This is a genomic window from Pseudomonas sp. ANT_J12, from assembly GCF_008370045.1.
Classification (GTDB): Bacteria; Pseudomonadota; Gammaproteobacteria; order Pseudomonadales; family Pseudomonadaceae; genus Aquipseudomonas.
Window position 1 is genome coordinate 101382 of record NZ_VOBN01000003.1, and the last position, 24011, is coordinate 125392.

Annotated in this window: 21 protein-coding genes; 9 read left to right on the top strand and 12 right to left on the bottom strand. The window is 61.3% G+C overall.

Annotated features, from left to right (window positions below):
- Nucleotides 1–12 precede the first annotated feature (12 nt).
- The 10 genes from FQ192_RS08715 to FQ192_RS08760 all read right to left on the bottom strand — a co-directional run bounded on the left by FQ192_RS08715 (nucleotide 13) and on the right by FQ192_RS08760 (nucleotide 10670).
- Nucleotides 13–642, bottom strand: a complete 630-nt coding sequence (locus FQ192_RS08715) for a DNA repair protein (RefSeq protein WP_149658238.1) — start codon at nucleotides 640–642, stop codon at nucleotides 13–15.
- A gap of 17 nt (nucleotides 643–659) precedes the next feature.
- The gene (locus FQ192_RS08720) at nucleotides 660–2360 is read right to left on the bottom strand and encodes a putative porin (RefSeq protein WP_149658239.1); all 1701 of its coding nucleotides are present in this window, start codon (nucleotides 2358–2360) and stop codon (nucleotides 660–662) included.
- Between the two features lie 40 nt (nucleotides 2361–2400).
- Nucleotides 2401–3105, bottom strand: coding sequence for an energy transducer TonB (locus tag FQ192_RS08725; RefSeq protein ID WP_149658240.1), 705 nt, complete (start codon nucleotides 3103–3105; stop codon nucleotides 2401–2403).
- A 2-nt stretch (nucleotides 3106–3107) separates the two neighbouring features.
- Nucleotides 3108–3533 carry a biopolymer transporter ExbD gene (locus FQ192_RS08730; protein ID WP_149658241.1) on the bottom strand — a complete coding sequence of 142 codons (426 nt, stop codon included), beginning with the start codon at nucleotides 3531–3533 and terminating at the stop codon, nucleotides 3108–3110.
- 11 nt (nucleotides 3534–3544) lie between these two features.
- On the bottom strand, nucleotides 3545–5344 hold the full coding sequence (locus FQ192_RS08735; protein WP_149658242.1) for a DUF2341 domain-containing protein: 1800 nt from the start codon (nucleotides 5342–5344) through the stop codon (nucleotides 3545–3547).
- Between the two features lie 13 nt (nucleotides 5345–5357).
- A complete protein-coding gene (locus FQ192_RS08740) occupies nucleotides 5358–6941 on the bottom strand; it encodes a ShlB/FhaC/HecB family hemolysin secretion/activation protein (protein ID WP_149658243.1) in 1584 nt (527 codons plus the stop codon).
- Between the two features lie 53 nt (nucleotides 6942–6994).
- Nucleotides 6995–7606 (bottom strand): transposase, encoded by a 612-nt coding sequence (locus tag FQ192_RS08745; protein ID WP_149658244.1) that lies wholly within the window; start codon nucleotides 7604–7606, stop codon nucleotides 6995–6997.
- Between the two features lie 856 nt (nucleotides 7607–8462).
- Nucleotides 8463–9404: a FecR domain-containing protein gene (locus tag FQ192_RS08750; protein WP_149658245.1), complete on the bottom strand. Its 942-nt coding sequence runs from the start codon at nucleotides 9402–9404 to the stop codon at nucleotides 8463–8465.
- A 37-nt stretch (nucleotides 9405–9441) separates the two neighbouring features.
- The gene (locus tag FQ192_RS08755; protein WP_149658246.1) at nucleotides 9442–9987 is read right to left on the bottom strand and encodes an RNA polymerase sigma factor; all 546 of its coding nucleotides are present in this window, start codon (nucleotides 9985–9987) and stop codon (nucleotides 9442–9444) included.
- Nucleotides 9984–10670 (bottom strand): secretin and TonB N-terminal domain-containing protein, encoded by a 687-nt coding sequence (locus FQ192_RS08760; protein WP_372242332.1) that lies wholly within the window; start codon nucleotides 10668–10670, stop codon nucleotides 9984–9986. Before FQ192_RS08760 ends, FQ192_RS08755 begins: the two co-directional genes overlap by 4 nt.
- Nucleotides 10671–10891: 221 nt before the next feature.
- On the opposite strand from FQ192_RS08760, the gene FQ192_RS08765 reads away from it, so the two are divergent.
- Nucleotides 10892–11209 (top strand): hypothetical protein, encoded by a 318-nt coding sequence (locus FQ192_RS08765; protein ID WP_256672254.1) that lies wholly within the window; start codon nucleotides 10892–10894, stop codon nucleotides 11207–11209.
- A gap of 184 nt (nucleotides 11210–11393) precedes the next feature.
- Here the strand turns inward: FQ192_RS08765 and FQ192_RS08770 are convergent, their stop codons facing one another.
- Nucleotides 11394–11834: a carboxymuconolactone decarboxylase family protein gene (locus tag FQ192_RS08770; protein ID WP_149658248.1), complete on the bottom strand. Its 441-nt coding sequence runs from the start codon at nucleotides 11832–11834 to the stop codon at nucleotides 11394–11396.
- Between FQ192_RS08770 and FQ192_RS33970 the strand changes: the two genes are divergently transcribed.
- The 6 genes from FQ192_RS33970 to FQ192_RS08795 all read left to right on the top strand — a co-directional run bounded on the left by FQ192_RS33970 (nucleotide 11833) and on the right by FQ192_RS08795 (nucleotide 17008).
- Nucleotides 11833–11988: a hypothetical protein gene (locus tag FQ192_RS33970; RefSeq protein ID WP_178129059.1), complete on the top strand. Its 156-nt coding sequence runs from the start codon at nucleotides 11833–11835 to the stop codon at nucleotides 11986–11988. The two genes, FQ192_RS08770 and FQ192_RS33970, sit on opposite strands and share 2 nt — an antisense overlap.
- 53 nt (nucleotides 11989–12041) lie before the next feature.
- Nucleotides 12042–13475, top strand: coding sequence for a PLP-dependent aminotransferase family protein (locus FQ192_RS08775; protein WP_149658249.1), 1434 nt, complete (start codon nucleotides 12042–12044; stop codon nucleotides 13473–13475).
- 122 nt (nucleotides 13476–13597) lie between these two features.
- Nucleotides 13598–13891 carry an antibiotic biosynthesis monooxygenase family protein gene (locus tag FQ192_RS08780; protein WP_149658250.1) on the top strand — a complete coding sequence of 98 codons (294 nt, stop codon included), beginning with the start codon at nucleotides 13598–13600 and terminating at the stop codon, nucleotides 13889–13891.
- A 243-nt stretch (nucleotides 13892–14134) separates the two neighbouring features.
- Nucleotides 14135–14533 (top strand): cupin domain-containing protein, encoded by a 399-nt coding sequence (locus FQ192_RS08785; protein WP_149658251.1) that lies wholly within the window; start codon nucleotides 14135–14137, stop codon nucleotides 14531–14533.
- A 219-nt stretch (nucleotides 14534–14752) separates the two neighbouring features.
- The gene (locus FQ192_RS08790; protein ID WP_149658252.1) at nucleotides 14753–15463 is read left to right on the top strand and encodes an ATPase; all 711 of its coding nucleotides are present in this window, start codon (nucleotides 14753–14755) and stop codon (nucleotides 15461–15463) included.
- Between the two features lie 288 nt (nucleotides 15464–15751).
- Nucleotides 15752–17008, top strand: coding sequence for a hypothetical protein (locus tag FQ192_RS08795; protein ID WP_149658253.1), 1257 nt, complete (start codon nucleotides 15752–15754; stop codon nucleotides 17006–17008).
- Nucleotides 17009–17077: 69 nt separating this feature from the next.
- Here FQ192_RS08795 and FQ192_RS08800 read toward each other — a convergent pair whose 3' ends face one another.
- Entirely contained in the window at nucleotides 17078–21973 is a 4896-nt protein-coding gene (locus FQ192_RS08800; protein WP_149658254.1) for an NAD-glutamate dehydrogenase, read from the bottom strand.
- Between the two features lie 506 nt (nucleotides 21974–22479).
- Here FQ192_RS08800 and FQ192_RS08805 point away from each other — a divergent pair.
- Nucleotides 22480–22833 (top strand): hypothetical protein, encoded by a 354-nt coding sequence (locus FQ192_RS08805; protein ID WP_149658255.1) that lies wholly within the window; start codon nucleotides 22480–22482, stop codon nucleotides 22831–22833.
- Between the two features lie 216 nt (nucleotides 22834–23049).
- Nucleotides 23050–24009, top strand: a complete 960-nt coding sequence (locus tag FQ192_RS08810) for a MoxR family ATPase (protein ID WP_003218556.1) — start codon at nucleotides 23050–23052, stop codon at nucleotides 24007–24009.
- Nucleotides 24010–24011: the final 2 nt, after the last annotated feature.

Here is a 24011-nt window from a genome sequence, read left to right on the forward strand (position 1 = left end):
TCATCCTTGGGTTTAGTGAGCGAGCGCCGCTTGGGGCGCGTCGTATTGCGTCTTGTAGAGTTCGTCGCCGAAGCCCTGGGCCAGTTCTTCGAACTTGACCCGGGCGCTGCCGGCGAACGGTTGGCGAATCTTCATCACCTCGGCGACGTCGATTTTTTCGTAGGCCGCAAGCATCTCCTTGGCCACGCCGTACATCTGCTGATTCTTGACTGAACATTGCTGCACTTGTGTGTCACGTTCAGCCAATTGCGTCTGGAGCTTGGACCGTTCTGCCTCTTTAGCCCGGGCCATCACCAGCAACTCCTCATACGCTTTCTTGAACTTTCCGGTCTGCTCGCTGCTGGCCGCCACTTGCGCCTGGGCCTGGCTTTGCAGGCTGCTTTGCTGGCCGGCCAATTGTTCGGCGAGACCTTTGGCCTTGGCCAGTTCGGCGGTGAGTTGCTTGATCTGCGCCTGGGCCGCTTTCGCCTCGCCCTGGGCCGCCAGTTGCGCGGCGCTGGCCTGGGCCTGTTGGCTCTGCAGGGTTTGCAGTTGCTGGGTGGTGCTGCGCAACTGAGTGCGCAAGCGCTCTTCCATACCTTCGGCGCTCGCGCCCTGGGCGATCAGCAACCCCAGGGTCAGCAGCGCAAATAGTGATTTCATGAAGCTCTCCCGGCGCCCTAGAAGCGCGTGTTGATTTCAAGCTGCAAGACATCGATATCGAACGGCGCGCCGTACACCGCTTCGGAACTCAACCAGCGACCGGTGGCGTAGACGTTCTTGGCCAGGCCATAGTTGCCACCGAGGAAGTAGCCCTTGGCATTGGTCCCACCCAGGTGGAACGACGAATCGTTGAAGCCGTCGGGCAAGGCGTCCGGTTCGATGTATTTGTAGCCGGCAAAGAAATTCCAGTCGCCCTGCTTCTTCAACTCCAACGCGTTGCCGAGGGTGAATTGCACCAGCCACGCATCGGCGCCGCTTTCGATGTTGCCGCTGCTGTCGAGGTTGTTGACGATCTGCCCGGCCGAACGCTTGCGCATCTCGCCTTCGTCGTAGCCGAGGTTGTGGATGTAGTTGCCCTGGCTGCGCAACTTGAAGTCCTGTGGCAGGTCGGCGTCCCACACCAGGTTCAGGTCCAGCAGGTTGAACTCCGAGGCCAGGCCGACGAATTGTGGCTGTGGCGTGGCGACCGGGTTGAGCGGGTTCGGGGTGATGTCGCGCAGCAGGAACACGCTGTTGCCCTTCTGCATGAAGGCCGAGCGGCTGCCATCGGTGTCGCAACCCGGCGCACCGGCCCAGGGTTCGCACGGGCTGGAGCGTTGGCCTTCGATGTCGTCGAAGCGGTAATAAGCCAGGGCACCCTTGAGCCGGTTGTCGCTATTGATCGCCCACTTGGCGCCGATCTGCGCGCCGTACAGCCACTTGTTGTCGCTGTCTTCCTTGTCCAGGCCATTGCTGCTGCTGGTGTCGTTGGTGTACTCCACCGGGAACGCGCCGACGGTGCCGAACACGCCCCAGTCGCGGCTGAGCTTGTGGTCGAAAATCGCCGCAATGCCGTCGAAGTTCAGGTCGTTGGAATACAGCATGTCGGTGGAGAAAAACGGGTTGGCGATGCGTCCGCCGGTCAACGTCACGTCCTGCGTCGCCTGCCAGGTCAGGTAACCCTGATCGAGCCAGATGTCCTTCTTGCCGAAGCCGCCGCCCAGGGTTTGCGTGGTCGACACCGGGTTGTTGTCCGAGCCGGTAGCGATGCGGATGCCGGCGGTCCAGTCCGGCGCCAGCACCGCTTTCATGCCCAGCCGTGCGCGCAGGCGGAACAGGTTCTCGCGGTCTTCGCGGGTGTTGAGCAACGGCGGCAGGTTGCTGCTGCTGTTGGGGTTCACGTCATACGGACCGTTGTTGTTGAGCTTGGCGAAGTCGACGATTTCGTTGCTGTTGGTGCCGGAGTAGTAACGTGATTCGTCCCGCAGGCGAATGTCGCCGTCGAAGCTGATGCGCGAGACCCAGTCCGGGAAGGTGTTGGGCTGGGCCCAGTTTTCCTGCTTGGCGGTGGCCATGACCTCGGCCTTGACCTGGTCGCGGATCTGATCCCGCACGGCGGCCGGCACATATTGCACCCGCACATCCCCCGGCGCCGCGACGGGACCAGCCGCCACCACCGCCGGCGCACTTGCCGCCTGCCGGGCCTGGGCCGCTTCATTCTGGGCCTGGGCGATCAGCGCGTCGGCCTTGTCCTGCTTCAAAATGCCCTGCTCCACCAGCAAGCGGATCAGATTGATCGTGGCGTTTTCCGAGGGCGCAGGGGCTGCCGCCGCGTGCCCGACCAGGGTCGCAATGACCATGCCGACCGCCAGGGACAATCGATTCACGTTGGAAATCATCTGCACACAACTCCTTTTGGCAAACTTTCAAGTAAGGGGGTTAACCCGGACGCCGCCCTTGCAGGGACAGACGCACAGGTAAAGTCATGGAGGCCGGTGGCCGTTCGCTCAGGTGCGGCGCGTTGCGCAGGGCCGCGAGTACTTGGGTGTCGATCTCGGGTTTGCCGCTGGACTTGACCAGCTCGACCCGGGTGATTTCGCCGACGCTGCTCAGCCACACATCGGCCTGCAGCGAAAACGCCAGGTTGCGCAGGTCCGGGTTCTCCCGCAGCAAGCGCTGGAAGGTGAAGGCCAGAAACTGGCTGTAGGTGCCATTGCCCACGCGGCCGCCACCGGCCCCGGCCATGCCGCCGCCCTTTCCCGCGCCGATGTTGAAGGCGTCGTTGCCGGACTGCGCATCGCCGTCCATTTGCATCGGGTTGGCCAAATCATCCGCCGGGGATGGCGGCGCCTCTTCTTCCGGCTTGACCTCTTCGGGCTCGGGTGTCGGTTCGGGCTCGACCATTTTTTCTTCGACCGGCGTCTGCGGCTCTGGGGGTTTTTCCGGTGGCGGAGGTGGCGGTGGCGGCAACGGAATGATCGTCGGCACCTTCGGCGCTTCCCGGCGGATGCCGCTCATGTCGTTGGCCCACTGCCACAGGAACCACGCCGCGACGGCGCCGAGCAGCAGCCCGGCGCCCCACTTGATGAAACGCACGGCCGACGGCTTCACCGGCAACGGTTTGAAGGACTGTTGTGCGGTCATGGTCAGCCCTGGCTCGGTTTGCCGGTGACGAGACCGACCTGGGACAGTTCCAGGCGCCGCAACAGGTCCAGCACCTCGATGACTTTCTGGTACTGCACCTGGGCGTCGCCGCGCACGATCACCGGGAAGTCCGGGCTCTGAGCCTTCTCGATGCGCAGGCGATCTTCCAGCTCAGCCAAGGTCACCGGGTAGGCATCGAGAAACACCTGGCCGCCATCGTTGACCGATATCGCCTTGGTCTTGGCTTCGGACAACGACACCGAGGCGCTGGCCTTGGGCAGGTTGATCTGGATACCCGAGACCTGGGCGGTGGCGGTGAGGATGAACATCACCAGCACCACCATCAGCACGTCCACCAGCGGCGTGATGTTGATCGTGTCCACCGCTGCATCGTCTTCGTCGTCGTGGGAGGCATTTACGGAAGCCATTTTTTTGCTCCTCAGGCCGGGACGGACGCGTTGGTGTGGTTGCCACGGCGATGGGCCGCTTCACTGAACTGGCTCTCGCCGTGCATCTCCGCCAGGCGGGTGATGAACTCATCGACGAACACGCGCATGTCGGCGCTGACTTCCTTGTTGCGGGTGATCAGGCGGTTGTAGCCAAACAGCGCCGGAATCGCGACGAACAGGCCCATGGCCGTGGCGAGCAACGCGGCGGCCATGCCGGGGGCGATGGCGTTGATATTCACGTCACCGGCCATCGCCGTGCCGAGGAACACCACCATGATCCCCAGCACGGTGCCGAGCAGGCCGATGTAAGGGCCGCCGGCAATGGCATTGGACAGGGTCGAGAGTTTCGAGCTGAGGGCCTGGTTCTCGCGGGTGCGCACGCCGTCCATGGAGCAGCGGATCGCTTCGATGGTCGCGGCGGACACCGACGAGGTATCGGCGCCCTGCTCGCGGCGGGTGCGGATTTCCTTCACCGCGACCAGGTACAAACGCCACAGCGAGGAATGCTGCAAGCGCTGAGCGAGTTCCTGGTCGTCGGCGAACATTTCCAGGCGTGTGCCGACCTTGGCGAACTGCTCGCGAAAGCCTTCGTTGGCGGCGCTGACGCGGCTGACCATGCGGTTCTTGCGGATCATGATCACCCACGACTGGAACATCATCAGCACCAGCACGGCGATGATTACCCAAGCGTCCAGCGGCACGGCGTTAAACAGGAAACCGAGGCTGCCGAAGCCGTACCCGGACTGTTCTTCATCGACGCCGTAGGCCACCAGTTTCGACTCGGCGCCTTGAGAGTTGGCGTCGGCCAGCAGCAGTGCGGCTGGACGGGCGACCTTGGACAAGCGCAGTTCATCCATCGCGCCAGCGAACGGCAAGTAGGCGCTGGCAGACAGGTCGGCGCCGATGGCCATGACCGAGTTGAACGCCGGCATCGCCACCGGGAGGCTCGCGGTTTCGCGACCGTTGACGTACAGCGCGATTTTGCTGCCTTCAGCGCTCAGTGCCAGGTGCTGCCATTGGCCGGGATTCAGCGGTTGCGTCGATACCGCACGTTGACCGTCGACTTCTACAAACGGCATGCCCTGGTTCAACCCCAGCAGCAGGCTGTTGGCGCCCTCACGTCGGGCGAGAACCAGTTGCTCGCCATTGGCCTGATCCAGTCTCAACCAGGCACTGAAGGTGAACGCGCTGCCGGCGTTGTGTTGCAGCGATGGACTGCCCGGCAGCAGCAGCGGTTGGCCGCTGAACTGCAAGGCGCGGCCGATCACGCCGTCGATGCTCGCGCCGGTGGCGCTCTGCGCCGTGTTGCCGTAGGCCGTGGTGTCCCTGGCCGGCAAGCCGTTGGCGCCGTCGAAGTGGTAGAGCGCGGTGTAATTCGGGTCGAACGTCAGTTGGCCGTTGCCGGTGGCCGGGGCTTTCTGGTTGCCGTAGTACATCCAGATGTCCTGGCGCTGCCCGCCCTCGACTTTCGGCACATCGACCCAGATCAGCGCCATGCCCATCAGCGGGTCGAAGCTTTCGATCTGGTGGTTGAGCACGGTCTTGTCATCGGCGGCGACGAAGCGCAGGTCCGAGCCGTCCTCCTTGACCCCGTCAAAAGTGAAATTGCCGGTGTGCAGGCGCACCAGCAGCGCCGTGCGGCCCAGGGTTTCGTTGATCGCCGCGCCTTGCGGCGTGGTGTCCACGGCAATCTGCTTGCGGTAATGCCAGTCGTCCTGCCACCAGGCCTGGGCGGTGGCCGGGAGCACGAAGCCCAGGCAGATCAGGAAAGCGATGAATAAGCGCTGCATGAAAATGCTCCTTTTAGAATGTGGCCTGAAGGTTGAAATGCAGGCGCGAATCGTGTTTTTGCGTGTTCGGCCCTTCGAGCAGCGGATAGCCCCAATCCAGGCTGCCGGACAGCCATTTGCTCAAGCTCGCGCGGGTGCCCAGGCCGACGCTGGCCAGGGCGTAATCGGCGTCCTGATCGGGCAACTCGTCACGCAGGGATAACTGGGCGCCTTCGGCAAAGGCGTAGAAACGCCACTCCTGAACGTAAGAGCCCAGGTACTTGGCCAGTGACGGCGTGCGCAGCTCCTGACTGAGCAACACGCCGTCGTCAGCGGTGCGCTCGGCGGCCAGATAGCCACGCACAGAAGTCGCGCCGCCGGCGGAGAATTGTTCGTTGGAAACTAATGGCCCGGACGCCAACTGGAACGCGGCTTTGCTCGCGGTCTGCCAGTCGCTGGCGAAGGTGTAGGTGAAATTCGTGTCGCTCTTGAGCACGGCGAAACTGGGGCTGGCGCGGTAGCGTTTGTAGTCGAAATCTTCGTCGGAACTGCCGTAACCAAACAGGCTGCGGGTGCCAGCCACCAGGCTCAGGCCCAAGCCCAGCTGGCTATTCTCGGTGTAGCGAAAGCCGTTGTAGGCGAAGGTGAACGGTGCGTACTTGAGCGGCACCTTGTCGCTTTCACCGCCGAGGGTCAGTTGCTCGTCGAAGTCCTTGAAATCGACACCGGCGGACAGCGAGTTGGACCAGTTGCCGCTGGACGGCAATGTGTAGATCGCCGACACGCCATAGGAATGCCCTTTGCCCAATACGTTGCTGCCGCCGATGGTGGCGACGTTGCTGTCGGACTGGTAACCGGAGAACTGCACGCTCCAGCGCTCGTTCAACGGCGCGGTGTAGGAACCGGACCAGACCTTGGCGTTGTCCGTGTCTTGCGGCGCGGTGAAGAAGGTCAGCGAAATGCTGTGCCCCAGTTGCCAGAGGTTGTTGTAGCCCAGGCTGGTGACGGTGCGCAGTTTTTCGGTGTCGGCGCTGTAGTCGTTGTTCAGGCCGATGCTGGCCTGCCACGGGTTCTGGTCCTCGACCTGCAAATCCACGTCCATGGTCCCCGGGCGCTGGCCTTCGCGCACCAGCGGCATCACCTGGCGACCAGGGGTCTTGTTCAGTTGCGCCAGTTCGCCCTGGACCTTGCTGAAGTCCGGCACCTCGCCTTCCTTCAGCGCCGGGACGTCTTCGCGGATATCCACTGGCGAATAGTGCTTGGCGCCGACCACGCGCACGCGGCCGACCTTGGTTTCGCTGACTTGCAGGTAGACGATGCCGTCCTCGACTTTCTGCTCCGGCAACTCGACGAACACCGACTGATAGCCGCGCGCCTGATAAGCCTTCTGCAACGCGTCGCGGGCACCTTCGATATCGGTCAGGGCTTTCTGCGGGCCGAGAAACGGGTACACCGCTTCTTCAATGGCCCGGGCATCGAGCACGGTGTTGCCGCGCACGAAGTACTCGTTCACATCGACCAATTTGGCCGGCACGGCGTCCTCGGCCATGGCCGATTGGGCGCCCGCCACCAACAGCCAGCCCCACAGCGCCAGCCGCGTCTTGAAAAGATGCTCCACACCACCCCCTGAATTCGAAATGACCGTCGCCGTTTGCCCGGCGTTTAGCCCACTCAATTGCTTGCTGTCGATGTCGCGGCGTGTTTGCCCAGCCAGGTGTGCAGCAGCGCGAAGTTCAAGGAGAACTCGGGCATTTGCAGCAAGGCACCGCAGAACACTTCGCCAATGATTTTCTGGATCAATTGCACCGCCCGCGGGTTGTTCAGCAGGGTGGCGATGTCGCGGCTCAGGACGTTGAAGCTCCAGACCTTTTGATTCAGGTCCAGGCCAACGAACCAGCGGAACAGCAGGTTGTAATTGAGCTGCTCGTAGAGTTGCTGCTCGCTGGGCACCGAATACAGCAGCTGCAACAGCAGGATGTGCATGACCGTTTGCGGGGCGATGAGCATGCCGGGCTCGGCGTTGAGGCCGGCCAGCACGTCGCGATGGTCATCGAGCAGGTCATCAATTTGTGGACGCAGCAGCACCAGGGAATGGCCCGGCGGAATGTAGCTCGACACCTCTTTCAGCGCGCCCTGCCAGTCATCCTGCGACACGATCCAGACCCACGGCGCGCCGTAGCGATACACCGAAACCGGCTTCTTGCGCGCGGCTTCGACGATCTTCGACAAGCGTTGATCGAGCTCTTGCATGCCCACTTTCGAGTAGCGTTCCATAGTCCCCATTGCCTCACTCCCGGCGTCCCGCCTCGGGTTAAAAAAGTGGCCCGAAGGCCCCCTCAAGCGCGTCACATAGGCATGACCGGACTGGCGATGTGCTACCGAACTTTTGTCATGAAAGCTTCATGTCGCCGTTGAACTGCGCACGTCCCTGTAGGAGCAAAGCTTGCTCGCGATGGCGGTTTCACGGTCAGCATGGATGTTGGCTGACACGACGCTTTCGCGAGCAAGCTTTGCTCCTACAGAGTTGGTGGGTATTCGGTCGGGGAGTTGCTGCTGATCGGAACGCGGAGCGTCCCTTGAGGCATTCCCACGCGGAGCGTGGGAACGATCATCAACACAACAGCTGTATTCACCGCAGATCCCTGTAGGAGCAAAGCTTGCTCGCGATGGCGGCTTCACGGTCAGCATGGAGGGTGGCTGACACGACGCTTTCGCGAGCAAGCTTTGCTCCTACAGAGTTGGTGGGTATTCAGCCGGGGAGTTGATGCTGATCGGAACGCGGAGCGTCCCTTGAGGCATTCCCACGCGGAGCGTGGGAACGATCATCAACGCAACAGCTGTATTCACCGCAGATCCCTGTAGGAGCAAAGCTTGCTCGCGAATACGGTTTCACATTCAACTTGGAGGTGGCTGACACGACGCTTTCGCGAGCAAGCTTCGCTCCTACAGAGTTGGTGGTGGGTATTCGGTCGGGGAGTTGCTGCTGATCGGAACGCGGAGCGTCCCTTGAGGCATTCCCACGCGGAGCGTGGGAACGATCATCAACACAACAGCTGTATTCACCGCAAATCCCTGTAGGAGCAAAGCTTGCTCGCGATGGCGGTTTCACGGGCAGCATGGATGTTGGCTGACGCAACACTCAACTGAGGACGACAACCCCACCCGGCAACTCGGTACAGGTCGCGCCATAGGCATCGCGAATCAACAACGCCACCCCGGCCAACTGGTCCAGGCTGAACCGCGCCTGGACCTTGCGTTTGCCCAGTTCAGCGTTGAGCAGCAGCAACATCCCCGGTCGATAGCGATTGATCTCGTCAATCACCTGGCTCAGCGTCGCGTCGTTGAACACCAGTACTTGCTGACGCCAGGCGATCACTGCCGAGGTGTCGACGGTTTTCGGGGGGCTGACTTGTTGGGCGCTGTAGGTCAGTTGCTGGCCGGATTCAAGATGAATGCGCTGGCCTTGCACGTCCACTAGCAAGGCGCCGTCGAGGCAGGTCACGCACACGCTCTGGTCGGTGTTGCGCAGGTTGAAACGCGCCTGGCTGGCGCTCAACCACCCTGCTCCGGCCTGGACTTTCAGGGGTGTGGTCTGGCGCGCCAGCACTTCGACTTCGCCGCTCAACAGCTCGATGCCTTGTGCGCCGTCGGCCATCGTCCGGCGGCTGACGCGGGTCTGGGTGTTGAGTTCCAGGCTGACGCCGTCGCCCAGATCAAATCGCCGTTGCTCACCGACTTCCGTGATGTAGTCCGCGCCGATCCCCGAGAAGCCGCCCGGCACGCTGTAGCGCACCAGCAAAAACGCCGCCGACGCCGCTACCGCACCGCCAAGAAACGCCCGACGGCCGAAATACCGCGGCGTCTGCAAGGCCTCGGCCGCCGGTTTCAAGCCATGCCACAACGCCTTGGTCCGTTCAAACGCCAGGGCATGTTCGGCGCTCTGCGCACACCACTGGCGCAAGGCCCGGGCGTCGGCGGCGGTGGCTTGGCCGGAGGTCAGCAGGATCAGCCAGTCCCGGGCTTCGCTGTGCAAGCGATCCTCGGGTGCAGGCTCGGGCGATGGGAAACGAAAGATGTTCAAGCGCGGGGATACTCACGGATTAGTTCGTTCTCTTCTTTCAAGACGGTTTTCCTGCCCCGGGACCGAACCGCTGAATCACTTTTCTTTCCAAACGGGCGGCGCAGTGTCCCAGGGCCGCCTTGATTTCCTTTTCGACCATGCGCGTGGAAATGCCGAAGCGCTGGGAGATTTCCAGGTGCGGCGCCTCTTCCAGGCGCGCGGCGATAAAGATTTGGCGACGCCGCGCGGGCAGTTCGTAGAGGGCCTTGAGCAAGGTCTGGATCTCTTTCTGCCCGCCCACCACCCGCGCCGGGTCCTGGGCGTCGTCGGACATCTGCAACAGTTCTTCCACCTCAGTGCCCGTGAGCAAACGCGCGTCGGCCTGACGCCGGTCGGCGGCAATGTTCAGGGCCATGCGATAGAGGTAGGCATTGGGCTGGACGATGTTCGGCGGCGCTTCCATGCGGTCGACCCGCAGATAGGTTTCGTGCAGCACGTCGTTGGCCAGGTCCTCGGAGCCGAGACGGCGGCGCAGGCGCACCTTGAAATCGTCGTAGGACGTCAGGAACAGCCTGACCATCGAACTGTGTCCGCTGTCTTTCATGCCCCGAAGGCTCCTTCCTGCTGTGTGCATTCCATGCGTTTTCCTGATGAGTCCGGTACGAGAAGCAGGGTCACCGGTTGGCGCAATGAGCTGGGCGGCGACCGTTCAATCCTGAGGTGTTGCACGCTGTCCACCAGCGCCGCATCGCGCTGGCTATCGCCGCTGGAAGTGACCAGGCGACTGTGTTGTACCGCGCCATCGCGGCCGATCCACACTTGCAGCAACGCCCGGTAACCACCGGGTCGCGTCAAGGGCGACGCGCACAAGCGGCGTTCGATGGCCGATTGAATCGCCAGCGCGTAACTGCTGCCCACCTGACTCCCGGTGCCCGTCGCGCCGGGTGGCAACGGCACGGGCGCCACTTGCGCGATCTGCAACGTGAACGCGTCCGCGCGGGTGTAACGCGCCATCAATCCGGTGCCGACGAGCAAGGTGTTCAAGGCTTGCGTGGCGGTCAGCCGTCCCTGGACGCCAATCGAGCGCCGTCCGCGAGTCAGTTGGCGATCGACCAGCACCGCCATGCCGCTGCTGCGGCTGAACGCTTCGAGCGCGCGACTCAGTTCCTGGGCCGAAATATCGTAGGTGTTCCAGGCCTGCGGCTGTTCGCCATCGGCCCGCGCGGGCAGCAGCCAGATCAACAGCCACAGGCACACAACGCCGCGCAACAGGCCCCGAGCCCTCAATTCCGACCCCCGACGCCCTTCCTGGCGCTGCCTCGCTGCACGGCTGACGTACCCCTGAAAACCGTCATCCTGAGGGCTGTATATGACTCTGGTGTGACGGCCGGTGCAAAAAAACCATCACGCAGCGGCCAAGGGCTTTGCACTAGACTCAAACCCAGAGCGGCCCGGCCGGGCCGGCCAGGAGGCCAGTGATGAAACACCGATTGATGATCGCGGCGGGCATGCTGCTGATGGGCGGCATCAGCGTCGCCCAGGCTCAAGAACCGCTGGGCTGTGTCGAGGTCAGCGTCGGCGGCTATAAGGCGCCGGACTATGGCTGCCTGAGCCGGCAGATGGGTAACAACCCCGAGGGCGCGGCGGCGGCGCGCAAGAATCAGGAAGCGATAAATGACCCAGTGAGCAAGCGGCCGCCGAATCAGGTGGGGTTGGCGACGCCGGCGGCGACCGGTACGCGGATGGGCAATACGTTTGGGACGTCGGTGAAACCGCAGCGGCCGGCGGCGACTGGTGCGGGTTCGCCGCTGATGATTGGCAGATAACACCACCCTGTGGCCAAGTGGCTTGATAGCGCTTTTGTGGCGAGGGGGCTTGCCCCGTTCGGCTGCGAAGCAGTCGCAAAACCTGCTTGCACCGTTTCACAGGAAAAATGCAGGGGGCCGCTTCGCGACCCAACGGGGGCAAGCCCCCTCGCCACAAAAGCTCCCTAGCCCAGGTTTCGCTTGATCAGTCGCTGGGGGTTTGGCGGAAGCTTACGGCCAGCCGATTCCAGCTATTGATGGTGGTCACGGCGAGGGTCAGATCCACCAGTTCGCCTTCGCTGAACTGCTCCCGCGCCAACGCGTAGACATCGTCCGGCACGTGACTTTCAGCAAGCAGCGTCACCGCCTCCGTCCAGGCAAACGCCGCGCGTTCCCGAGGGTTGAAGAAGTTGCTGTCGCGCCAGACCACGATCGAATACAGGCGTCGATCCGTCTCGCCCAGACGCCGGGCATCCACCGAGTGCATGTCGGTACAGAACGCGCAGCCGTTGAGTTGCGAAGCGCGGATTTTGATCAGGTGCAGCAAGCCGGCTTCGATGCTCAGGTTGCCGGTCAGCGCCTCCATGGCAATCATCGCTTTCATCGCTTTGGGCGACGCGCTGTAGTAGTCCAGGCGGGGGTTCATGGCGGGACCTCTTGGCGCGAAATTGGGTATTCCCACGTTAGGCGCTGATGCAGCAGCGTTACAGCTCCAATTCAACGAAAAAGCCATGGACCACCCGGCAGCAGACCAATCCGGCGCTTTTCGCCTGCGCAACTTCTATCCGGCGGCGCAATAAGGGTAATCTGGCGCGACCCACAGTCGCCCCACCGCCCCAGGAGCCCCGCCGGTATGGAACTTCACGTTGTCATCAACGGCCGCAAGGACCTGGCAGGCCAGTTGTATCAACAACTGCGCAGTGCCATCGAAACCGGGCGCCTGGCCGCCGGCACGCAGTTGCCGCCCAGCCGTTTGCTGGCCGAGCAGTTGGGGATTTCGCGCAAGACCATTTCCGACACTTACTCGCAACTGACCTACGAAAACTTCCTCACCGGCGTGACCGGCAAAGGCACTTACGTCAACGCGCGGCCGGCAAAAATCCAGCGCAAGCAGAGCCATTCCGAACTGGCCAGCAGCGAGGTCATCGAGTCCTGGCGCAATTTGCCGGTGTTTCTGCGTCACCCCACGCTCGAAGGTTCGCTGCGTTACGACTTTATCGGCGGCGCCACCAGCAAGGGCCAGTTTCCCCAGGACGACTGGCGACGCTGCACCTCCCACGCGTTGCGGCAGATGGCCGGGGCCAAAGGCTTTTACAGCCTGCCCGAAGGCCTGCCCGCGCTGCGGAATGCGATTGCCCGGCACATCGCCTTTTCACGCGGGGTCAATTGCCAGGACGAAGACGTGGTGGTGTGCAACGGCGCCCAGCAAGCCCTGGACCTGATTGCCCGGGTGCTGATCCAGGCCGGCAGCCTGGTGGCGATGGAAGATCCGGGTTATCCGCCGGCGCGCCTGTTGTTCGGCAGCCACGGCGCCACGGTGGTCGGCGTGCCGGTGGACGCCGAAGGGATTCAGGTCGAGCTGATTCCCGATGGCACGCGGCTGATTTACGTCACGCCGTCCCATCAGTTCCCGCTGGGCATGCCCATGAGCCAGGCACGGCGGGAAGCTCTGCTGGAGCGGGCTTACGCGCTGGGCGCGATCATTATCGAGGACGATTACGACAGTGAATTCCGCTACGAAGGCCGGCCCACCGATTCGCTGCAAAGCATGGACGAGCGCGGGATCGTCGCCTACGTCGGCACCTTTTCCAAGACCCTGCTGCCGGAGCTGCGGCTGGGCTACACGATCCTGCCGCCAGCGATTCTCGAAGCGGTGATCCGCGCCAAGCAATTGACCGACCTGCACACCTCGACGTTGCCGCAATGGGCGCTGGCCAAGTTCATCGCCGAGGGTTGCCTGCTCAAGCACATCCGGCGCTGCCACACCATCTACGCCGGGCGCCGCGAGCGGATTCTGGCGCGCATGGCGGGCGATCTTTCACCGTGGTTCGAGGCCGTGCCGACCGTTGCCGGGTTTCACATGGTGGTGCTGTGCAAGGTGCCGATCGACCTTGCGCTGATCATCGAATTGGCCCGAAAGGTTGAAATCGGCCTGTATTCCATTGAGGGCTTTTTCTATCAGCGAGCACCGCAAGCCGGGCTGCTCATGGGCTTTGGTGCGATCGAAACCCTGGACATCGACACCGCGCTGGACCGTCTGCGCGACATTTTGCAGCAGGTGGCGTGAGGATTGGTCTGTGGGTTTATCCGGCGATTGGCTATTGGCGGTCCCACGGTGCAGGACTATTGTGCAGGGGCGTTATCCCTCAATGAGCAGGATTCGTCCGGCCTGATTCAGGAGTGTGAGCAATGTCCAACGAAGTGATCAATACCGTACAGGTGCAGGCGGCTGCGGGCCGCTCGGAAGAACTGGGCAAGCAACTGCAAAAGATTGTCGACACCCTGCGCGAACTTCCAGGCTGCGATTCCTATATGGTCGACCGCTGCCCTGAGGACGACAACCGCTGGACGGTCAGCGCACGCTGGCAATCGGAAGCGGCCATGCAATCGCATTTCAACTGCCCCGAAGTGCAGGGCTTTATCGGTTTGATCGATAGCCGATTGGCGAATGCCGTGGATTTCAATAGCTTCCCGATTGTTTAAAAACAACACCTCTGCCTGATGATGATCGTTCCCACGCTCTGCGTGGGAATGCATCCCGGGACGCTGCGCGTCACATCCAAAGCCGAACGCGGAGCGTCCGATGCGGTATTCCCACGCGGAGCATGGGAACGATCAGTCAGGGGAGGATTGGCCCCCTCACCTTCCCGAAAATTGGCCGTTTTGTTACCCCGCCCCGCGGCTTACTGTGATCCCTGACGACTAACCACCCCCAGGTGATCAACCATGAAAGCTCTGCATGTACTGGCCGCCCTGGCCCTGACCGTTTCCGCCTCGGCCTTCGCCCACGACCCGTCGGAAAAGGTCACGGTGCTGCAAGATGAACTGCTGCAAAACGTGCCCGGCAAAAAGGCCATGATGATCGAGGTCGACTACAAACCCGGCCAATCGTCCATCGCCCATAAACATGAAGGCACGGCCATGGCTTATGTGCTGCAAGGCCAGGTCATTTCCCAGGTCAAGGGCCAGAAAGCGATCACCTACAAGACGGGCCAGTTCTGGTACGAGCCGGCGGGTTCCGAGCATTTGATCTCGAAAAATGCCAGTGCGACCAAACCGGCGAAGTTGCTGGTGTTCATGGTGTTGTCGCCGGATGAGAAAGTGTTGATCCCCTTGGAAAACTGATCGCTGTTGCATCAGCCATAAATAAACAGGCCCGAATCGTTGATTCGGGCCTTTTTATTACCCCGGGCAATTAGATCAAACCGTTTACAGCAAACAAAACTATGGATCAGTCAATAAGTGTGTTCATGGACGGTTTCATTCAGTGAAGACAGGTTTAGTCTGAGTTCATCGCCGGTATTACCGGTCACTCAACTTCCGTTGTTTCACTGGAGATACACCATGAAACGTGTGCTTATCGGTACATTGACTGTTGCCGCACTGTTAGCCGGTTGCTCGGTGCCCACCGCGCCCAAAGCGGTTTCGTCGCTGGACACGCTGTTCAGCGCGCCGGTCGGTCGCTCCAGCGCCACCCATATCGCCAATGGCAGCAATGTGTCTCTGGGCATCCTCTACAGCCCAAGTACCCAGGCCAACCGCGACTATCTGCGCCACTACCAGGCCAACGCCGGCACCGGTTTTGGCCAGAGCCTGCTGGTGCAGTCGATCCACAACGCCTACGTGGCCACGTCCAACCCGGACTTTGCCGTGGAGGGGGTCAAAGCGTTGTTACAACGCCAGTTCGGTTCGGTGACGGTCTATCCGGACATGCAAAGCCTCAAGGCCGCCCGGCCGGATGTGGTGGCCATTGTCGATACCCACAGCCAACTGATGACCTCCCGCAGTTCGGATATCAAGGCCGAAGTCAGTGCGGATTTTTATGATGCGAAGTTCAACTACATTGGCACCGCACAGGGGCATGATGCCAAGTCATTGCGTCCTGTATGGGCGGACTTTAAACGCAGTGAAGAGATTGTCGCGGATATTAACCAGCAACAGGATGTGCAAGTTCGGGCGCTGCAGAAGTTTGACCAGTCGCTCAGTAATTTATTGACCAGGTCGACAACTAATGTATCGATGATTGATAGTCAAACGGGTCAGAAGTTGTATTGAAGCTAATGGCCTTTTCGCGGGCAAGCCTCGCTCCTACAGGATTGGGTTGAACCCGTTATTTGCGAACAACACTAACCCCTGTAGGAGCGAGGCTTGCCCGCGAAGAGGCCCGCCCAATCACCCCAAAACCCTCCAGGCAAGCGCAAGGTTCATCAGCCACAAATAGCCGGGACAGTCCACTGTCAAGTCTGACAGTAGACACGCTCCGCGCCTCTCGCGCGTAATCGCAGCTCAGGGTATTGACCCGAGCAATGGCCAATACCTTCCGAAAAACTCGAGGGTTTGCCCATGAGCACTGCACATACAGATTCAACATCGGCTGCGCGCCTTGACCCCTCCTTCGGAGAGGCCGGGAGAGTCGTGATTCACATTCCGGACACCTCCACTTCAGTGTCGAGAATTTCGGGTTTAGTCACCGACCTCGACTCCAGGGTGCTGTTCACCAGCTCCTCCCCCCCGCGTTTCCTATTGGGCCGCCTGTTGGAGGACGGCACCGTAGATAGACAATTCGGCAATAACGGCGTGATTCACGATGTGTTCGCAGAGGGAGATGGATTGTCCCTAAGTACCGGCGTTTCGATTCTCAATAACGGGACAATACTGCTGACCGGCGTTTACGACCCACCCGGTCCCCAAAGACTGCCCGCCCTCGCCCTCTTCAATGCTTCAGGCCATTACGTCACAGAATTCGGTCAGTACGGAAAATCGGTCATCCCGGTTCCCAACGCCGCCGAGGGTTCCTCCGGCCTGTCCGGGGCCGACCCGTTCGCCACTAATGGTTCATCCCAAACCCCCGTGATCCTGGCCGACGGGAAAATGCTGTTGGTCTTCCAAGGCTGGCTCATTCGATTACTGGAGAACGGTCGTCCTGACGACAGCTTCGACAACGGCAGACACTACCGACCTGCAAGGCACCCTAAGTACTCATCCACTACCACGCGCATCGTTCAAGCCAGCGCAAATACCGTTGTATTGGGGGGAACCGCCGAAGTGGATGGCGAAATATTCGCAATGTTTGCCCGCTACTTCATCGATGGGGAACTCGACAAGAGTTTCGGACGTGACGGTTTTTTTGTGCTGGACGACTTGCCATTGGAAACGAATGTCGTTGCCCTCGCCATGAAGGACGAGGATAAGGTGGTCGGGATTGGCCAGAAGCTTGCCACTCCAGCCAAGGGACTGATTGTCTGCCTCAATGCAAAAGGCCATGTCGATCCGGGTTTCAATCATGGCAACCCAGTGCTGGTGCCGACCGATGCAAACAGACAATTCAACTGGCATGCGGGGACGATTGATCACGCAGGACGGATCGTCGCTACCGGCGGCTCGCTTGAAGGCCCTGACAGCACACCCTACATCGCTACCGGACGATTCATGCCAGATGGTTCACCCGACCTCACGTTCAGCACGAATGAAGGATGGGTTAGCGCAGAGGGTCAATTAGCCCAGGCCCTCGCCATTGATCGTAAAGACCGAATCGTGATTTCCGGTCTGACGTCGCCACCCGAAAACGTGACCCCGGCCATACTTCGCTACCTGGCTTGAGTGACCGCGAAGCGTAAAAAAAACCCCGTATCTCTCGATACGGGGTTTTTTATTCGGCGACTGACTGAATCAGGCCGCCGGTTCCAGCTCCAGTGCAGCAACGACAGGCACTACCGCCTGACCGCTCAACGCCAGGTCGAGCAACTCACGGTTGGCCACCGCGTACATGGCGTAGTCCGTGCCGCTGGCGGCACGGATTTCCACCAGCATGGCGCGCCAGCGTTCGATCATGCCTTCGTGCTCTTCCATCCACAGCGCCAGACGTGTTTCCACGTCCTGGGTGCCGTCGCCCTGTTGCAGGACGGAGATGGTGATCGCACGTTGCTGCCAGTCCACATCATCGCGGAACGCTTCACGGGCCAGGGCTTGCCAGTTGTTTTCAACCGGCAGCGCGCTGATCTGTTGCAGGTACCAGGTGATGTCCAGCGCGCTGCCGACGGCGAAGTAAGCCTTCGCGACGTCTGCTGCGTTCTGGCCGGTCACGTCGGCCGCTTCGATGATCGGCAGCAAGGTGTACAGGTGCGAAGTGCCAGCCACCATACGCGCGAGCAACTCCGGCACTCCAGCTTCGACATACGCTTCGTAACGGGTCTGCCAGTTTTCGTGGATTTCGCCACTCAGCAGCTCGTCGAGCTTGAGACCCAGCTCCTTCAGGTGCGGACCGAAGTGCGCAACGTCACGGGCAGCGTTCTGCTCGTTGCGGCGGGCACGCAGGAACCAGCGTGTAGCGCGGCGACCCAGACGCATCAGCTCGTCCATCAGCTCCAATTGCACGTCGGCGGAAACCTGGTAATCCAGGGCTTCAATCTGACGGAACCAGTGCGGGAGATGAAAGATGTCACGCACGATCACGTAGGCACCGGCCACGTTCGCCGGGCTCATGCCGGTCGACTCTTTGAGTCGTTGAACGAAGGTGATGCCCATGTGGTTCACCAGATCGTTGGCGATCTGGGTGCTGACGATTTCGCGCTTCAGACGGTGACGGCGCATGGCTTCGGAGAACTTGCTCACCAGGCTCGGCGGGAAAGCGGTTTCCATGTCGCGGGTCAGGTAATCGTCATCCGGCACTTGCGAGTTGAGCAGTGCTTCTTTGAGGTCGATCTTGCTGTAGGAAATCAGCACCGACAGCTCGGCACGGGTCAGGCCATGGCCTGCCGCAACGCGCTCGTTGATGGCTTCTTCCGTCGGCAGGAACTCGATGGCGCGATCCAGCTTGCCGCGGCCTTCCAGATCGTTCATCAGACGCTTGTATTCGGCAATCCGCACGTAGGCACGGCGGGCCGCCAGGGACAGGGCCTGGGTCTGCTTGTAGTTGTTGCCCAGCACCAGGTTGCCGACTTCGTCGGTCATGCTCGCCAGCAACTGATTGCGTTGCTTGTCGGTCATGTCACCGGCCTGAACCACTTCGTTCAGCAGGATCTTGATGTTCACTTCGTGGTCGGAGCAGTCCACGCCACCGGCGTTGTCGATGAAGTCGGTGTTGGAGCCGCCGCCATTGAGGCCGAATTCGACACGACCCAGCTGGGTCATCCCGAGGTTACCGCCCTCGCCCACGACTTTGCAGCGCAGTTCGTTGCCGTTCACGCGCAGTGCATCGTTGGCCTTGTCGCCGACATCGGCGTGGCTTTCGCTGCTGGCCTTGACGTAGGTGCCGATACCGCCGTTCCACAACAGGTCTACCGGCGCCTTGAGCAAGGCATTCAGCAGTTCGGTTGGGGTCAGCTTGTCAGCCTGAATGTCAAAGCGCTCTTTCATCTGCGGGGAAATCGCGATGCTTTTCGCACTGCGGGAGAAGATCCCGCCGCCTTCGGACATGATGCTGGTGTCGTAATCGGTCCAGGCCGAACGCGGCAGGTCGAACAGGCGCTGACGCTCGACGAAGCTGTTGGCCGGTTGCGGATTCGGATCGATGAAGATGTGCAGGTGGTTGAAGGCGGCGACCAGTTGCAGCTTGTCGGACATCAACAAACCGTTACCGAACACGTCACCGGCCATGTCGCCGACGCCGACTACCGTGATGCTGTCTTCCTGGACATTGATGCCGCGCTCGCGGAAGTGGCGTTGTACGCCGACCCACGCGCCTTTGGCAGTGATGCCCATTTTCTTGTGGTCGTAACCGGCAGAACCACCGGAAGCGAACGCGTCACCCAGCCAGAAGCCGTAGTCGATGGCGATGCCGTTGGCGATGTCGGAGAAGGTTGCAGTGCCCTTGTCCGCTGCCACCACCAGGTACGGGTCATCGTCGTCATGACGCACGACGTTGGCCGGCGGCACCAGCGCGCCGTCTTTCAGGTTGTCGGTGATGTCCAACAGGCCCGAAATGAAGATGCGGTAGCAGGCGATGCCCTCGGCCGCGATTTCGTCCCGACCGCCGCCCAATGGCAGGCGACGCGGCAGGAAGCCGCCCTTGGCGCCAACCGGCACGATGACCGAGTTCTTCACTTGCTGGGCTTTTACCAGGCCCAGCACTTCGGTGCGGTAGTCTTCTTCACGGTCGGACCAGCGCAGACCGCCACGAGCGACGTTGCCGAAGCGCAGGTGCACGCCTTCGACGCGCGGCGAGTAGACGAAGATTTCGAACTTCGGTACTGGCTTCGGCAGCTCTGGGATCTGGTGCGGGTTGAACTTGAAGCTGAAGTAGGACTTGTTATGGCCCTGCGCATCGGTCTGGTAGAAGTTGGTGCGCAGCGTGGCCTTGATCAGGTCCAGGTAGCGACGCAGGATGCGGTCTTCGTTCAACACCTGGACGTCGTCCAGTGCGGTGACGATGGCCTGTTCCAGACGTTGCTGCTTGTCTTCCAGGTCGTCGCTGGTCAGCTTGCGCGCCAGGTAGAAACGGGTCTTGAACAACCGGGTCAACTCGCGAGCGATGTCGGTGTGGTTGTTCAGGGTGCTGGCGATGTAGCCCAGGTCGAAGCCCAGACGAATCTGCTTCATGTAGCGGGCGTAGGCACGCAGCAGTGCCACGTCGCGCCATGGCAGGCCGGCGGTCAGCACCAGGCGGTTGAACGCATCGTTCTCGGCATCGCCACGCACGATGTGGACGAAGGCGTCCTGCAGCGTGTCGTTGAGTTGCTGGATGTCGAGTTCCAGGCCGTCAGCGGCGGTGAAGGCGAAATCGTGAATCCAGAACTCGCGGCCGCTGTTGTGACGCAAGCGATACGGGAACTCGCCCAGCACGCGCAGGCCGAGGTTTTCCAGGATCGGCAACACGTCGGACAGCGCCAGCGGCGTATCGGCGTGGTACAGCTTGCAATGCAGCTCGCGTTGACCGGAGACCTGGCCCAGCGGCTGATAGAAGCTCATGACCAGCGGGTTTTTCTCGGTCAGGCTCAGCAGGTGCTGCATGTCGACCACGGCCGAATGCGCGGCGAAACGCTCGCGGTAACCGGCCGGGAAGCCTTTCGGGAAGTCGGCCAGCACGTTGGTGCCGTGGGCTTCGCCGAAGTTTTCCACGACCAGGCTGGCGTAGTCGTCCTGCCAGCTGCGGCAGGCCTGGACCACTTCTTTTTCCAGCAGGACCGGGTCGATATCCAGGCGATTCTTCGGTTCAACCCGCAGAATCAGCTGTACGCGAGCCAGTACGGACTCGGAGAAGAAGGTCCAGAACTCGCAATCCGAGGCTTTCAGGCGATCCATCAGCACTTGCTGGATCTTCTGGCGCACTTCGGTGGAGTAGATGTCACGCGGCACATAGGCCAGGCAGTAGCAGAAGCGGCCGTACGGGTCTTTGCGCAGGAACACGCGGATCTTGTTGCGTTCCTGAATCTGCACGATCGACATCACGGTGCTGAACAGCTCGTCCACCGGAGTCTGGAACAGATCGTCGCGGGGCAGCACTTCGACCACCTGCGCCAGTTCCTTGCCCAGGTGAGCCTTGGCCTGGAAGCCGGAACGGCGTTCGATTTCTTCGACCTTGCGACGGATGTACGGGATGACCCGCACGCTCTCGCCATACACCGAGGAGGTGTAGAGGCCCATGAAGCGGCATTCCTTGATGACTTTGCCGTCGGCATCGATTTCACGGATCGACACGTAGTCCGGGTACGCCGGACGGTGCACGCGGCTCGGGTGTGCAGCCTTGGCGAACGACAGCAGGGTCGGTTCGCGCAGGTAGTTCACCGCGTAATCTTCGATGCGCAGGTCTTCGTAGGTCAGGCCGGTGCGCAGCAGTTTGGTAAGGCCGAGGAAGGACTGCTCGTCGTACTCGATGTGACCGCCGTCGGCCTGGTCGCTGACCACGAATTCTTCGTAGCCCAGGAAGGTGAAGTGGTTGCCCACCAGCCATTCCAGGAAGCTTTTGATTTCGGCTTTTTCTTCTGGATCAACCTTGAACTGGCTGTTGTCCAGGCCCGTGAGGATTTCCTGGACCTTGGCTTTCATCGGCTCGAAATCGGCGACCGCAACGCGGACTTCGCCGAGAACCTGTTCCAGTTCCTTGCTCAGGACATTCAGTTCGGCCGCGTTGGCGCAACGGTCGATTTCCAGGTACATCAGCGATTCTTGCAGGATGCCTTCGCCCTGGGTGCCCTTCGGCAGGATTTCCAGCAGCTCGCCCTTGCTGCCGCGACGCACGCTCAGCACAGTGGTTTGCAAGGTGTGGATGCTATAGCCGCGACGGTTCAGCTCGGTACGCACCGAGTCCACGAGGAATGGCAGGTCGTGGTGCAGCACTTCGACCGCGGTGTGGGTCGACTGCCAGCCGTGGCGTTCGTAATCGGGGTTGTAGACGCGAACCTGGGGTTGCGCGTGATCAAAGCGCTCAAGCAGGCGCCATGCAGAAAGGGTGCAGCCGGCGAGGTCGGACAACCGACGCTGGGTCAGCTCGTCGAGGGAAATGATGCCGAAAAATTGTTCAGCAAACAGCGCCACTTGTGGCAGTGCCTGTTCACTGATGTGCTGCGCCAGTGCCGCTTGCAGTTGGTGCTGGAAGTCGGCTTTGCTGGCTGCGGTGAAGAACGCCATCTGTGGTACTCCGCTTGGGCTTGTTATTGATGGAAGCGTCGCGTGCAAAACCCCTTTCGGGGCGATCCGTCACCCTGTTCCTGATTCTCGGGCAGAGGAAACAGGGTGACAGGTGGGTGAAGCTGGACGAGACACTCAGGTCACATTCACCTTCCAAGAATGGGTATCGGCAAAAGCGACTGTACGATGAATTGCACAATGCCTTTACGGGTATCCATTCGATGCGCAGCTTAACGAGTGCGACAACGTGCCTGCTTGCGGTGCTGCGACATATTCGGTCATCGGCACGCAGCTTGCGCCTTGTGCATCGAACAACACTAGCAGCCGCACGGAAAAACGGGGGGGGGTAAAGCCCGGTTTTGCGGCACATCCGTACCCGAAATGACCAGCAACACCCCGGATGTTCACGACACATCTTCTGACACTCAGACGAGCAGAAATTCCCGGCGGCTGGCAGAATCGCGCTTTGTTCGTCTTCACCATGCTCCCCGAGCCAGGAATTCCCCATGCAAATGACCACCGCCCTCTTGATCGTCAACCCGTGCGATGACGAAGAAGACAACATGGCCATGCTCTGCTGCCACAGCGACCAGGGCGACATGTTCCTGATGACCCGCTACCCGGACGAGGACGCGCTGGACATCAGCCTCGGCGACGAGCCATCGACCCTGGACGGGGTGAAAGTCACCCTCAGCCCTACCCGCCTGCTGATTGAAATCGCGGCCGGGGGCGCGGATGCGCTCAATGGCGACGATTCGCTGGAAATCACCCACAGCACCGATGCCGGTGACCTGGCAGAAGTGGAAGAAACCTTGCAGAACATTCTCAAGGGGACGGGCACCTATATAAGCGAGCTGTGATTTTCGGCGCCTGTGCCGGCCCCTTCGCGGGCAAGCCTCGCTCCTACAGGTCCAGCACGGATGATCGTTCCTACGCTCTGCGTGGGAACGATCACCATTTCCCGTACTTTGCGCAAAATGCCGTTAGTCGCCACCCCCCGCGATGCATTAAAGTAACGCCCCCAGCCCTGGCGTTATTCGAACGTCTTCGGTCACCCTTTCCAGGAACAGTCATCGATGGAACATCGTGAAGCGCTGCTTGCGCTGCGAACCTTTCTTTCAACGCAGATTCTCGGCCAGGAAAAACTCATCGAGCGCTTGCTCATCGCCTTGCTCGCCGACGGCCACATGCTGGTCGAGGGCGCTCCGGGGCTGGCCAAGACCAAGGCCATCAAAGAGCTCGCCGAAGGCATCGAAGCGCAGTTCCATCGCATCCAGTTCACCCCCGACCTGTTGCCCGCCGACATCACCGGCACCGAGATCTATCGCCCGGAAACCGGCAGTTTCGTGTTCCAGCAAGGCCCGATCTTCCACAACCTGGTGCTGGCGGACGAAATCAACCGCGCCCCGGCCAAGGTGCAATCGGCCCTGCTCGAAGCCATGGCCGAGCGTCAGGTCAGCGTCGGGCGCAGCACTTACGAGTTATCGCCGCTGTTCCTGGTGATGGCCACGCAAAACCCGATCGAGCAGGAAGGCACCTATCCGCTGCCCGAAGCCCAGCTCGACCGGTTCCTGATGCACGTGAAAATCGGTTTCCCGGACGCCGCCGTCGAACGGCGCATCCTGCAACAGGCCCGTGGCGAAGCGCTCAACGGCGAAACCAAGCCCGAGCGCCGGGTCAGCCAGCAGGCGATCTTCGCCGCACGCAAGGAAATCCTCGGGTTGTACATGGCCGATGCCGTGGAGGAATACCTGGTGCAACTGGTCATGGCGACCCGCACCCCGGCCAAGTTCGACCCGGAGATGGCCGAGTGGATCGCCTATGGCGCCAGCCCGCGCGGTTCCATCGCCCTCGACCGTTGCGCCCGCGCTCACGCGTGGCTGGCCGGTCGCGACTTCGTCAGCCCGGAAGACATCCAGGCCGTGCTGTTCGATGTGTTGCGCCACCGCATCATCCTGTCCTTTGAAGCCGAGGCGGCTGGCATCGACCAGGACCGGGTGGTCCAGCGGATTCTCGACGTCGTAGCCGTCGCTTGACC